At 74.1% G+C, this 12,505-nt stretch carries 12 protein-coding genes; 6 read left to right on the top strand and 6 right to left on the bottom strand.

Annotation, left to right across the window (positions count from 1 at the left end; genetic code table 11):
- Positions 1–39 precede the first annotated feature (39 nt).
- Positions 40–864, bottom strand: coding sequence for a formate dehydrogenase accessory sulfurtransferase FdhD (fdhD, locus tag ABD223_RS14430; protein ID WP_344036692.1), 825 nt, complete (start codon positions 862–864; stop codon positions 40–42).
- A gap of 68 nt (positions 865–932) precedes the next feature.
- Between fdhD and ABD223_RS14425 the strand changes: the two genes are divergently transcribed.
- The 3 genes from ABD223_RS14425 to ABD223_RS14420 are packed head-to-tail and all read left to right on the top strand — an operon-like array spanning position 933 to position 3,872.
- The gene (locus tag ABD223_RS14425; protein WP_344036691.1) at positions 933–2,240 is read left to right on the top strand and encodes an OFA family MFS transporter; all 1,308 of its coding nucleotides are present in this window, start codon (positions 933–935) and stop codon (positions 2,238–2,240) included.
- Positions 2,237–2,344: an MFS transporter small subunit gene (locus ABD223_RS43520; protein WP_415362880.1), complete on the top strand. Its 108-nt coding sequence runs from the start codon at positions 2,237–2,239 to the stop codon at positions 2,342–2,344. The genes ABD223_RS14425 and ABD223_RS43520 overlap by 4 nt, the downstream gene beginning before the upstream one ends.
- Before the next feature lie 10 nt (positions 2,345–2,354).
- Positions 2,355–3,872: a phytoene desaturase family protein gene (locus ABD223_RS14420; protein ID WP_344036690.1), complete on the top strand. Its 1,518-nt coding sequence runs from the start codon at positions 2,355–2,357 to the stop codon at positions 3,870–3,872.
- On the opposite strand, the gene ABD223_RS14415 is transcribed toward ABD223_RS14420, so the two are convergent.
- From ABD223_RS14415 to ABD223_RS14405, 3 genes are all read right to left on the bottom strand, one after another.
- Entirely contained in the window at positions 3,869–4,357 is a 489-nt protein-coding gene (locus ABD223_RS14415; protein ID WP_344036689.1) for a hypothetical protein, read from the bottom strand. The genes ABD223_RS14420 and ABD223_RS14415 overlap by 4 nt on opposite strands.
- 169 nt (positions 4,358–4,526) lie before the next feature.
- Positions 4,527–6,818, bottom strand: coding sequence for an FdhF/YdeP family oxidoreductase (locus tag ABD223_RS14410; protein WP_344036688.1), 2,292 nt, complete (start codon positions 6,816–6,818; stop codon positions 4,527–4,529).
- 255 nt (positions 6,819–7,073) lie between these two features.
- Positions 7,074–7,988: a hypothetical protein gene (locus tag ABD223_RS14405; protein WP_344036687.1), complete on the bottom strand. Its 915-nt coding sequence runs from the start codon at positions 7,986–7,988 to the stop codon at positions 7,074–7,076.
- Positions 7,989–8,174: 186 nt separating this feature from the next.
- Here ABD223_RS14405 and folC point away from each other — a divergent pair, with 186 nt between their 5' ends.
- From folC to ABD223_RS14390, 3 genes are read left to right on the top strand one after another with little or no spacing between them, the layout of a single operon-like run.
- A complete protein-coding gene (gene folC / locus ABD223_RS14400; RefSeq protein ID WP_344036686.1) occupies positions 8,175–9,539 on the top strand; it encodes a bifunctional tetrahydrofolate synthase/dihydrofolate synthase in 1,365 nt (454 codons plus the stop codon).
- Entirely contained in the window at positions 9,536–9,916 is a 381-nt protein-coding gene (locus tag ABD223_RS14395) for a DUF4233 domain-containing protein (RefSeq protein WP_344036685.1), read from the top strand. Before folC ends, ABD223_RS14395 begins: the two co-directional genes overlap by 4 nt.
- Positions 9,917–9,976: 60 nt before the next feature.
- The gene (locus ABD223_RS14390; RefSeq protein WP_344036684.1) at positions 9,977–11,503 is read left to right on the top strand and encodes an alkaline phosphatase D family protein; all 1,527 of its coding nucleotides are present in this window, start codon (positions 9,977–9,979) and stop codon (positions 11,501–11,503) included.
- Between the two features lie 54 nt (positions 11,504–11,557).
- On the opposite strand, the gene ABD223_RS14385 is transcribed toward ABD223_RS14390, so the two are convergent.
- Positions 11,558–11,902, bottom strand: coding sequence for a winged helix-turn-helix domain-containing protein (locus ABD223_RS14385; RefSeq protein WP_344036683.1), 345 nt, complete (start codon positions 11,900–11,902; stop codon positions 11,558–11,560).
- Positions 11,899–12,357, bottom strand: coding sequence for a hypothetical protein (locus ABD223_RS14380; RefSeq protein ID WP_344036682.1), 459 nt, complete (start codon positions 12,355–12,357; stop codon positions 11,899–11,901). The genes ABD223_RS14385 and ABD223_RS14380 overlap by 4 nt, the downstream gene beginning before the upstream one ends.
- Positions 12,358–12,505: the final 148 nt, after the last annotated feature.

Below are 12,505 nucleotides of genomic sequence, written 5' to 3'. Positions count from 1 at the left end.
CGGGGGGTCTCACGCCGGGGGGTCTCACGCCGGGGGGTCTCACGCGGTCACCCGTTCGTGGTGGGTGTAGACGTTCATCGAGTCGCCGCGCAGGAACCCGACCAGCGTCACGCCCTGCTCGTCGGCCAGCTCGACGGCCAGCGACGACGGCGCGGACACCGCCGCCAGCACCGGCACGCCCGCCATCGCGGCCTTCTGGACCAGCTCGAACGAGGCCCGACCCGACACCACCAGCACGGTCCCGGCCAGCGGCGCCCGGTCGGCCAGCACGGCCCAGCCCAGCACCTTGTCCACGGCGTTGTGCCTGCCCACGTCCTCGCGCACGACCAGCGCCTCGCCCGAGGCGGTGAACAGCCCGGCGGCGTGCAGCCCGCCGGTCGCGGCGAACACCTTCTGCCGCTCGCGCAGCGCGTCCGGCAGGCCGGTGAGCACGTCCACGTCGACCGACACGGGGTCGCCGGCGGGGGAGTGCCGGGTCTTGAGCTTGACCGCGTCCAGCGCCGCCTTGCCGCACACCCCGCACGACGAGGTCGTGTAGAAGTTCCGCTCGACCCCCGGCTCGGGCGGGGCCACGCCCTCGGCCAGCGCCAGGTCCAGGACGTTGTAGGTGTTCACCCCGTCCGGCCCGGCGCCCGCGCAGTACCGCGCCACGGCCACGTCGGCCAGGCCGGCGATCACGCCCTCGGAGAGCAGGAACCCGTGCGCCAGCTCCACGTCGTGGCCGGGTGTGCGCATGGTCACGGCCAGCGCCCGACCGCCGACGCGCAGCTCCAACGGCTCCTCGGCGGCCAACGAGTCGACCCGCTTGCGGGGCGTTCGTCGCACGTAGCTGACCACTGGGCGACGCACGGTCACTCGGCCCATCGCGCAAACTCCTTCACCAGGCTAAGTTTCCCCGCAAGCCAACCACCAGGCTACGGAGGTGTCGGCCAATGGGTTTCCTGGACCGCTCCAGGACGATCGCCCCGCCGGACTGGAACCGCTGGTTGGTGCCGCCCGCCGCGCTGTCGGTGCACCTGGCGATCGGCCAGGCGTACGCGTGGAGCGTGTTCAAGCCGCCCCTGGAGGACGCCCTCGGGCTCACCGGCACGCAGAGCGCGCTGCCGTTCCAGCTGGGCATCGTGATGCTCGGCCTGTCGGCGGCGTTCGGCGGCACGCTGGTGGAGCGCAACGGGCCGCGGTGGGCCATGTTCGTGTCCGCCACCTGCTTCTCGTCCGGGTTCCTGATCTCCGCGCTCGGCGCGTGGACGCAGCAGTACTGGCTGGTCGTGCTCGGCTACGGGTTCGTCGGCGGCATCGGGCTCGGCATCGGCTACATCTCGCCGGTGTCCACGCTGATCAAGTGGTTCCCGGACCGGCCGGGCATGGCCACCGGCATCGCCATCATGGGTTTCGGCGGCGGCGCGCTGATCGCCTCGCCCTGGTCGGCGCAGATGCTGGAGTCCTTCGGGCGCGACAGCGGCGGCATCGCGCGGACCTTCCTGGTGCACGGCGTGGTCTACGCGGTGTTCATGTCGGTGGGCGTGCTGCTGGTGCGGGTGCCGGCCACCGTGGCGGAGAAGGCCGTGGCGCGGTCCGCGGTCAACGTCTCCGCGCGCAACGCCCTGCGCACGCCGCAGTTCTGGTGCCTGTGGGTGGTGCTGTGCTTCAACGTGACCGCGGGCATCGGCATCCTGGAGAAGGCCTCGCCGATGATCCGGGACTTCTTCGAGGGCACCCCCGTGCCGGTCGCCGCGGGCGCGGCCGCCGGCTTCGTGGCCCTGCTGTCGCTGGCCAACATGGTCGGCCGGATCGCGTGGTCGTCCACCTCGGACCTGGTGGGGCGCAAGAACGTCTACCGCCTGTACCTGGGCGTCGGCGCGCTGACCTACCTCGTGCTGGCGCTGGCGGGCAACGCGTCCAAGCCGCTGTTCGTGGTGTGCGCGATGCTGATCCTGTCGTTCTACGGCGGCGGGTTCGCCACCGTCCCGGCCTACCTGAAGGACCTGTTCGGCACCTACCAGGTCGGCGCGATCCACGGCCGGCTGCTCACCGCGTGGTCCCTGGCGGGCGTGCTCGGGCCGCTGATCGTCAACGCCATCGCCGACGGGCAGCTGGCCGCCGGCAGGAGCGGGCCCGACCTCTACACGACCTCGCTGTTCATCATGATGGGCCTGCTGGTGGTCGGCTTCGTCGCCAACGAGCTGGTCCGGCCCGTCGACGCCAAGTACCACGAACCGGTGGGGGAGGTGGTCCGGTGAACCGGCGCGCGCTGGTCGTCCTCGCCTGGCTGTGGGTCGGGCTGCCGCTGGCCTACGGGCTGGTCGAGCTGATCCGCAAGGTCACCGCCCTGTTCACCGGCTAGGGTCTGCGCGGTGGGCAACTACGACGTGGTGGTGGTCGGCGGCGGGCACAACGCGCTGGTGGCGGCGGCCTACCTGGCGCGCGCCGGCCTGGGCGTGCTGGTGCTGGAGAAGCTGGGGCACGTCGGCGGCGCGGCCGTGAGCGAGCGGGCGTTCCCCGGCGTGGAGGCGCGGCTGTCGCGGTACTCGTACCTGGTCAGCCTGCTGCCCGACCGGGTCGTGGCCGACCTGGGGCTGCGCGTGCGGCTGCGGCCGCGGGCCGCGTCGTCGTACACGCCGGCGGGCGACCTGCTGGTCGAGCGGGACCCGGGACCGGCGACCGCGGCCTCGTTCCGCGCGCTGACCGGGTCGGACGCCGAGCACGAGCGCTGGCGGCGCTGGTACGGGGAGCTGGAGGGGTTCGCGAGGGCGCTCGCGCCGACCGCGCTGGAGCCGCTGGTGTCCCGGGCGCGCGCCCGCTCGCTGGTCGACCCGGCCGTGTGGGACCGGGTGGTGGAGCGCCCGCTCGGGGAGGGCCTGGAGGAGCTGTTCGCCGACGACGTGGTGCGCGGCGTGGTGGGCACGGACGGGCTGATCGGCACGCACGCGTCGCTGCACGACCTGGCGGCCAACCGGTGCTTCCTCTACCACGTGATCGGCAACGGCTCGGGGGAGTGGCTGGTGCCGGTGGGCGGCATGGGCGCGGTGACGGCCGAGCTGGCGCGGGTGGCGCGGGAGGCGGGCGCGGAGGTGGTGACCGGGGCGGAGGTGACCCGGGTGGACGCCGACGGCGTCACCGCCGAGGTCGAGCACGACGGCCGCGCGGTGGGCGCGAGGTTCGTGCTGTCCGGCGTCGCGCCGTCCACTTTGGACGTCCTGCGGGGCCGCCCGCGGCGCGCGGTGGCCGAGGGCTGCCAGCTGAAGGTGAACATGCTGCTGGAGCGGCTGCCCCGGTTCCGGTCCGGGATCGACCCGCGGCTGGCGTTCGCGGGCACGCTGCACCTGGACGAGTCCTACGGGCAGCTGGAGACCGCCTACCGGGAGAGCGCCGCCGGGCGCGTGCCGTCGGTGCTGCCCGCGGAGATGTACTGCCACACGCTGACCGACCCGTCGATCCTCGCGCCGGAGCTGGTCGAGCGCGGGTGGCACACGCTGACGCTGTTCGGCCTGCACACGCCCGCCGCGCTGTTCGAGGGCCGCGAGGGGCTGCGGGACGAGCTGGTCGGCCGCTACCTGGCCGCGCTGGACGAGCACCTGGTCGAGCCGATCGAGTCCTGCCTGGCCACCGACGCCGAGGGCCGGCCGTGCCTGGAGGCCCGCTCGCCGCTCGACCTGGAGGCGGAGCTGGGCCTGCCGCGCGGCAACATCTTCCACGGCGGGCTGGCCTGGCCGTTCGCCGAGGACGAGGCCGAGGTCGGCCGCTGGGGCGTGGAGACCGACGTGGCCAACCTGTTCGTCTGCGGCGCGGGCGCGCGGCGCGGCGGCGGGGTCAGCGGCATCGGCGGGCACAACGCGGCGATGGCCGTGCTGGAGCGGTGGTCGTCCCGCTAGAGCCGGGCGAACAGCTCCGAGACGAGCTGCTCGGCGTGCCCGGTGTTGGCGCCGGAGGACACCTCGATCTCGACCGTGCCGCGCCGGGCCACCACGACCGTCCGCACGACCTCGCCGGAGGTGGTCGTGGTCCGGTACGCCTCGTCCCGGAATCCGGGCACGTCGACGGCGTCGCGGTGCTCGGCGCGCCGCCTCGCGAACGACGCGGCGTCCGCGCCGGTGGTGAACCGGACCTGGGCGCCGCCGCCGTCGTAGGTGCACGTCACGACGTTGTCGACGATGGACTGGCGCGAGTGGTTCAGGCGCAGCCGCAACGCCGCCGCGACCACGTCCTGCGGCGCGTCCGCGCAGTTCACGCCCGCCGACTCGGTGGGGGCGGGCGACGTCGTCGCGGTGGTCGGCGCGGTCTGCGCGGTCTGCGGTTCGGCGGTGCACGCGGCCAGCGCGAACAGCGCCGCGGCGGCCAGCGCGGTCCTGGCGGTCACACCGGTGTGTTCGCCCGGGTGGCGGCGGTCGTTACGGGGGTGCCCGAAGAACCCTTGGGGGTTCCGCTGACGCGCGAGGACCAGGGCTGGTCGACCCCGAACCGGGCGAGGAGGGCGTGCCCGGCTCGCCCGACGCCGCGCTCCTCGGGGTGGCGACCGCGCCCGCCGGCTAGTCCACCGCCTCCAGCCGCACCACGACCGACTTCGACGTGGGCGTGCCCGACACCTCGGCGGTCGAGTCCAGCGGCACCAGGGCGTTCGCCTCGGGGAAGTACGCCGCCGCGCAGCCGCGCGCCGTCGGGTAGGCCACCACGCGGAAGCGGGGCGCTCGCCGCTCGGTCACCCCGGTCGGGTCGTCCGGCCACTCGCCCACCAGGTCCACGTGCTGCCCGTCGCGCAGGCCCAGCCCGGCCAGGTCGTCGGGGCTGACGAACACCACCCGCCGGCCGTCCTTCACGCCCCGGTAGCGGTCGTCCAGGCCGTAGATCGTGGTGTTGTACTGGTCGTGGCTGCGCAGGGTCTGCAACAGCAGCCGCCCCGGCGGCACCTCCAGCACGGTCAGCGCGTTGGCCGAGAACTGCGCCTTGCCGGTGCGGGTCCCGGTGAACTCGCGGGCGTCGCGCGGCGCGTGCGGCAGCACGAAGCCGTCCGGGCGGCGCACCCTCTCGTTGTAGTCCGCGCAGCCCGGCACCACCCGGGCGATCCGGTCCCGGATCCGGTCGTAGTCCTTCTCGAACTCCTCCCACGGCACCGGGTGGGCCGGCCCGAGCACGGCGCGCGCCAGCCGGCACACGATCGACACCTCCGACAGCAGCCGGTCGCCCGCCGGTTCCAGCCGGCCGCGCGAGCGGTGCACCACCGACATCGAGTCCTCGACCGTGACGAACTGCTCGCCGCCGTGCTGGAGGTCGCTCTCGGTGCGCCCCAGCGCGGGCAGGATCAACGCGGTGCGCCCGTGCACCACGTGCGAGCGGTTGAGCTTGGTCGACACCTGCACGGTCAGGTCGAGGCCCCGCATCGCCGCCTCGGTCACCGGCGTGTCCGGCGTGGCGGAGACGAAGTTGCCGCCGACGGCGAAGAACACCTTCGCCCGGCCGTCGCGCATGGCGCGGATCGCGCCCACCGTGTCCAGGCCGTGGGCGCGCGGCACCTCGATGCCGAACTCCGACTCCAGGTTGGCCAGGAACGCCTCCGGCATCTTCTCCCAGATGCCCATGGTCCGGTCGCCTTGCACGTTGGAGTGGCCGCGCACCGGGCACAGGCCCGCGCCCCGCTTGCCGATCATGCCGCGCAGCAGCGCCACGTTCGCGATCTCGCGGATCGTCGGCACGGCGTGCCGGTGCTGGGTCAGGCCCATGGCCCAGCAGAAGATCGTGCGCTCCGAGCCGGCCAGCAGCCGGGCGAACCCCTCCACCTGCGCGCGCGGCAGGCCCGTGGCGCGGTCGACCGCCGCCCAGTCCAGCTCCCGCACGTGGTCGGCGTACTCGGCGAAACCGTGGGTGCTGCGCCCGACGAACTCCTCGTCCGCCGCGCCCCACCTCAGCAGCAGGTGGCCCGCCGCCTGGAACAGCGCCTGGTCGCCGCCCAGCCGGATCTGGAGGAACTCGTCGGCCAGTGCCGTGCCGGGGCCGACCAGGCCGCGCGCGTTCTGCGGGTTCTTGAACCGCAGCAACCCGGCCTCCGGCAACGGGTTCACCGCCACGATGCGCGCGCCCGCGCGCTTGGCCTCCTCCAGCGCCGACAGCATCCGCGGGTGGTTGGTGCCCGGGTTCTGGCCCACCACCACGATCAGGTCGGCGTGGGCGAAGTCGTCGATGCCGACCGAGCCCTTGCCGATGCCGGTGGTCTCCGACAGCGCCGCGCCCGACGACTCGTGGCACATGTTGGAGCAGTCCGGCAGGTTGTTCGTGCCGAAGGAGCGGACCAGCAGCTGGTAGAGGAACGCGGCCTCGTTGCTGGTGCGGCCGGAGGTGTAGAACACGGCCTCGTCCGGGCTCGCCAGGCCGTTCAGCTCCGTCGCGACCAGGTCGAACGCGTCCTGCCAGGAGATCGGCTCGTAGTGCGCCGAGCCCTCGCGCAGCACCACCGGCTCGGTGATCCGGCCCTGCTGCCCCAGCCAGTAGTCGGTCTTCCCGGCCAGCTCGGCGACGGGGTGCCGCCGGAAGAACTCCGGGCCGACGCGCCGCCTGGTCGCCTCCTCGGCCACCGCCTTGGCGCCGTTCTCGCAGAACTCGGCCAGCCTGCGGTGCCCCTGCGGCTCCGGCCACGCGCACCCCGGGCAGTCGAAGCCCTCCCGCTGGTTGAGCAGCCGCAGCGTGGTCGCCGTCCGCGCCACGCCCATCTGCTCCACGCCGCGCTTGAGCGACACCGCCACCCCCGGCAGCCCCGCCGCCCAGCGCTTCGGCTCGCCGACCTCCAGCCGCGACTCGTCGACGTCCTGCTCCGGTGGCCTGCGCTCCATGCCGCCCATTCTGCCCCCACCGGGCGCCCGCGAGGCCTTCGCGCCGCCGGCGCACCCCGCGCGAGCACGCCGGCGGTCTCCCCGATCGACCGCCCCGGGCAGGCCGGCGCACGGCCGCTGCCCACGGGCCCCAAGGGGTTGTCCGGCCCGTGGATCCGGCGCCCTCACCTGCGGCGGAACCAGTGATCAACGTCAATTGTGAGCGGCGTCACCCACCGGCGAATCGGCCGAACGAGTGACCTCGCCGCGCCCTGTTCAGTCGGGGCAGCCGTCGGTCGGTGACGCGGGCACGGCGACGTCGAAGTCCAACCCCGGCGGCAAGCCCGGCTCGGCCAGGGCCGGCGCCAGGTAGCCGCGCTTCGCGGCCGTGCACGCGATCGAGCGCAGCGTGCCGACGGACTCGTCGGCCCACAGCCCCTCGACGCCGGGCGAGCCCGAGCGCACCGCGTACCGCACCTGGAACCGGGCCACGGCCACCGCGTCCAGCGGCCCGCGCACCGCCTCGGGCCGGTCGGGGCGGAACGCGTAGGCGATCGTGTAGTCGGTGCGCACCACCAGTTCGCCCGCCGGACCGACCTCGGCGGCCATCTTGCCGCGCACCTTCGGCTCCGCCTCCGCGAGCCGCGAGCCCGGGTCCGCGCGCGTGGCCACCAGCGCCGCCTCGCCGTCGTTGCGCCCGTCGAACAGGGTGCGCAGCGAGTCGCGCAGGTCCGGGGCGAACAGCGCGAACAGCGGCTCCAGGTCGTGGTCGGCCACCACCCGCCGGTCCAGCCGCGCCGTCACCACGGCCTGCCGCACCCGCGCGTAGGCGTCGGCGACCCGCTCGGCGGTGAACCCGCCGACCGCCGCGGCCTCCGGCGCCACCACCCCGTCCGCGCCGTCCGCCCAGTCCGCCGCGGTCGTGCGCGCGAACGGCTCGTCCGGGTCGAACGCGTCCGGCTCGCCCGACCCCGTGGCGATCACCGCCCACGCCAGCAGCACCGCCGCCACGGCGATCGCCAGGCCGCCCAGGACCCGTCGGCGGGGCCGCCACGAGCGCAGCCGCCGCACCCTGGCCTCCCGCTCCGCCCGCCGCGCGGCCTCCCGCGCCCACCCGTCGTCCCGCAGGTCCGGGTGGTCCTCGATGCGGTACTCGTCCACTACGCCGGTCTCCCGATCACCTCGACGCACGCCCCCTCACCGGGACCGCCGGACCGGGTGGTCCGGCGCGGGTCCCCTGCCGTGCGACAGCATCACACGTCAGGGGCGCTACCAGGTATCTGGTGAGAAGTCGATACCCGCGCCTCCGTAGACTCCCACCGTGACCGAGACCCCCACCGCACCGGCCCAGCGCCCCGAAGACGCGGGCGCGCGGTCGTGACCGGGTTCGAAGCGGGAGCGCTGGACGACCTGCGCCAGGCCGAGGCGGAGCTGAACACCCGCTGGCCGGAGACCAAGCTGGAACCGAGCCTGACCAGGATCGGGCAGCTGGTCGACCTGCTCGGCGACCCCCACCGCTCCTACCCGGTGCTGCACGTGGGCGGGACGAACGGCAAGACGTCCACCTCGCGCATGGTGGACGCGCTGCTCACGCGCGTCGGCCTGCGCACCGGCCGGTACACCAGCCCGCACCTCCAGCTGGCCACCGAGCGGATCAGCGTGGACGGCGCGCCGATCAGCCCCGAGCGCTACGTCGAGGTCTACCGGGACGTCGAGCCGTACGTGGCGATCGTGGACGGGCGCAACGAGGTGCCGATGAGCAAGTTCGAGGTGCTCACCGGCATGGCGTTCGCCGCGTTCGCGGACGCGCCGGTGGACGCCGCCGTGGTCGAGGTCGGCATGGGCGGCTCCTGGGACGCCACGAACGTCGTCGACGGACGGGTCGCGGTGATCACCCCCATCGGGCTCGACCACGTCGAGTACCTGGGCAGCGACCTCGCGGGCATCGCGGAGGAGAAGGCCGGGATCGTCAAGCCCGGCGCGGTCGCCGTGCTCGCGCAGCAGGAGGCCGCGGTGGAGCAGGTGCTGCTGCGGCGGTGCGCCGAGGTGGGCGCCGCGGTCGCGCGGCTGGGCTCGGAGTTCGGCGTGCTCCAGCGCGACGTCGCGGTGGGCGGCCAGGTGCTGCGGCTCCAGGGCCTCGGCGGCGTGTACGAGGACGTCTTCCTGCCGCTGCACGGCGCGCACCAGGCGGCGAACGCGGTGCTGGCGCTGGCCGCCGTGGAGGCGTTCTTCGGCGCGGGCGCGGACCGGCAGCTGGACGTGGAGGCGGTGCGCGAGGCGTTCGCCGGCGTGACCTCGCCCGGCCGGCTGGAGCGGGTGCGCTCGGCGCCGACCGTGCTGGTCGACGCGGCGCACAACCCGCACGGCGCGCAGGCGCTGGCGAAGGCGCTGGACGAGGAGTTCGGCTTCCGCAAGCTGGTCGCCGTGGTCGGCGTGATGGACGACAAGGACGCGGTCGGCATCCTGTCCGCGCTGGAGCCGGTGGCGCAGGAGGTCGTGCTGACCGCGAACTCCTCGCCCCGCGCCATGGACCCCGACCTGCTCGCCGGCGTGGCCATCCCGATCTTCGGCGAGGACCGGATGCTCGTGCAGCCGCACCTGCCCGACGCGCTGGAGGAGGCGGTCCGGCTCGCCGAGGAGAACGACGACGGCGACGCGGTCTCCGGCGGCGGCGTGGTGGTGACCGGTTCGGTGGTGACCGCGGGCGAGGCGCGGGCCCTGTTCGGCAAGGAGCCCTCATGACCGCCCCCGCGCCCAAGAAGGACCCGATGAAGGGCTTCCGGGGGATCATGGCGGGCACGCTGATCCTGGAGGCCGTCGTGGTCGCCCTGGCGCTGCCGGTGGTGGCGAACCTGGGTGGCGGCATCGGCAGCGGCACCGGGTACCTGGTGCTCGGCCTGATCGTCGCGTTCCTCGGCACGTGCGCGCTGCTGAAGCGCTCGTGGAGCGCGTACGTGATCGTCGCGCTGCACGTGGTGATGATCGCCGGGTGGTTCGCGATGGTCGCGCTGGGCATCATCGGCGTGGTGTTCAGCCTGGTGTGGGTGTACCTGTTCTGGCTGCGGCGGGACGTGGCGAAGCGGATGGCCGAGGGGCGGTTGCCCAGTCAGCAGCAGTGAGGCGCGCGGCGTTCGCGGCGCGTTCACCCCGGGTTCGGCTTCGCCGACTACAAACCCCGCATGACTGGTGGACGGATGGACCGGCGGACGCTGCTGCGCGCCGGGGCGATCGGTGCGGCCGCGGCGCTCGTGCCCGGCGGGGTGGCCTTCGCGCACGGCCGGAACCGCCCGGTGCTCACGCACGGCGTGCAGTCCGGTGACGTGACCGTCGACGGCGGCCTGGTGTGGACGCGGGCCGACCGGCCGGCGCGGATGCTGGTCGAGGTGTCCGGCGACCCGTCGTTCCGCCGTTCCAGGGTGGTGCGCGGCCCGCTGCTCACGCCGGAGACCGGCGGCACGGGCCGGGTGCGGCTGCGCGGGCTGCCCGCCGGTCGGCGCGTGCACTACCGCGTGGTCGCCGAGGACCTGGGAGGTCGCGCCCGCAGCGAGGCCGTGACCGGCAGCTTCCGCACCGCGCCGATCGGGCGCGAGGAGGTGCGGTTCGCCTGGTCCGGCGACGTGGCCGGGCAGGGCTGGGGCAGCAACCCGGACCTGGGCGGCATGCCGATCTTCGGCGCCGTCGCGGCCCGCCGGCCGGACTTCTTCATCAACAGCGGCGACACCGTGTACGCGGACGGGCCGCTCCGGGAGTCGGTGGCGCTGCCGGACGGCCGGGTGTGGCGCAACCTGGTCATCCCGGAGAAGCTGAAGGTCGCCGAGACCCTGGACGAGTACCGGGGCCAGTTCGCCTACAACCTGCTCGACCCGCAGTACCGCTCGTTCGCCGCGCAGGTGCCCATGATCGTGCAGTGGGACGACCACGAGGTGACCAACAACTGGTACCCGGGTGAGATCCTGGACTCCCCGCTCTACACCGAGAAGCGGGTGGACGTGCTGGCCGAGCGGGCGTTCCGGGCGTTCCACGAGTGGCAGCCGATCGACCCGCTGCGGGCCGTGGACGGGCGGGTCTACCGCAAGTTCCGGTACGGCGCGCACGTCGAGGTGTTCGTGCTGGACATGCGGTCCTACAAGGACGCCAACACCTCGCCGCGCGACGGCGTCGGGCACGTGCTGGGTGAGAAGCAGGCGCGCTGGCTGGTCGACTCGCTGGACCGCAGCACCGCAACGTGGAAGGTCATCGCCGCGGACCTGCCCATCGGTCTCACCGTGCCCGACGGCGTGGACGTCGAGGGCGTCGCCAACGGCCTGCCGGGCGCGCCGGGCGGGCGTGAGCACGAGTTGGCGCGGGTGCTGCGGGAGATCAAGCGCCGGCGCGTGCGCAACACCGTGTGGCTGACCGCCGACGTCCACTACACGGCGGCGCACCACTACTCGCCGGAGCGGGCGGCGTTCCAGGACTTCGACCCGTTCTGGGAGTTCGTGTCGGGTCCGCTGAACGCGGGCGCGTTCGGACCGAACGCGCTGGACCCGACGTTCGGGCCGGAGGCGGTGTTCGTCAACGCGCCGCCGGCGGCGAACACGACGCCGCTGGACGGGTTCCAGCACTTCGGCGAGGTCGAGGTGTCGCGGGACGGCGAGCTGACGGTGTGGTTGCGCGACATCGCCGGGCGGTCGCTGTGGAGCAAGACCCTCCAGCCGCGGCGCTGAGGCGGGGACGCCGGTGGTGCGGAGGATCCGACCGATCCCTCCGCGCCACCGGCGTCAGCCGGCGTCCCCCGCGGTCCGCCGAGCGTCGTCCGACCTGGCGTTGACCAGCCGTTGCAGAGCGCCGATGTGCCCTTCCAGCCGGTCACGTCCCCTCGGTGTCAGCCTCAGCCACGTCTTCGGGCGCCGGCCGACGGCGCCCTTGCGGATTTCGACGTACCCGCCCTCTTCGAGCGCCCGCGAGTGCTTGGACACCGCCGAGTCGCTCAGCCCCGTGGTGGAGCGCACGACCGCGAACTCGACCCACTCCGGACCGGCTGCCAGTGCGGCGCACAGCGACAGCCGCGGCAACGGGTGGATCACGGCGTCGAGGCCCGAGGGCGGCGGCTCGTCCGCGGTCACCCGCCCGCCAGCACGTCCTGGCGGATGGCGGTGTTGACCCGCCACGCCTGCGCGGCCCCCAGGCCGGCCACGACCAGCGCGCACGTGAGCGCCTGGTGGGGCAAACCGGCCAGGGTCAACCCCCACACGACCGCCGCGCCGCCACCGAACACCGCCGCGGTGGCCGGGACCTGCCCGCGCAACGAGGGGTAGGCGCGGCTGCGCACCACCGTGTGCAGCGCCGACCGGCGGCGGTAGTCCGCCAGCGTCACCAGCAGGACGACCACGGCGACCAGCACGTAGGGGAACTCCGGCACGCTCAGCCGTTCGTGGTCGCGCATCAACGCGGGACCGGCGAGCACACCGCCCCAGGCCGCCGCGAACAGCACGCGGAACCACCAGGGCAGGCTCACCCGCTCCGCCATCGCCTCTCGTTGGCGCCGCACCTCGGCCAACGCCCTCTCGGCTTCGTCCACCGCGACCCCCGGTCATCAGAAAGGACTTTCCACCTAGAAAGTACTTTCGAGTGGGCGAGCGGGCCAGGGCGCGTGTCGGGGCCGCCGCGCCGGCGTGGCCCCGCGGGCATCGAGCCGTACGCGGGGTGACGCAAGATCCTGCAAGGAG

The sequence above is a fragment of the Saccharothrix xinjiangensis genome (assembly GCF_039527585.1).
Taxonomy (GTDB): Bacteria; Actinomycetota; Actinomycetes; order Mycobacteriales; family Pseudonocardiaceae; genus Actinosynnema; species Actinosynnema xinjiangensis.
The sequence above is the reverse complement of the archived record's forward strand: the minus strand, read 5'-3'. Positions and strand labels throughout refer to the sequence as shown.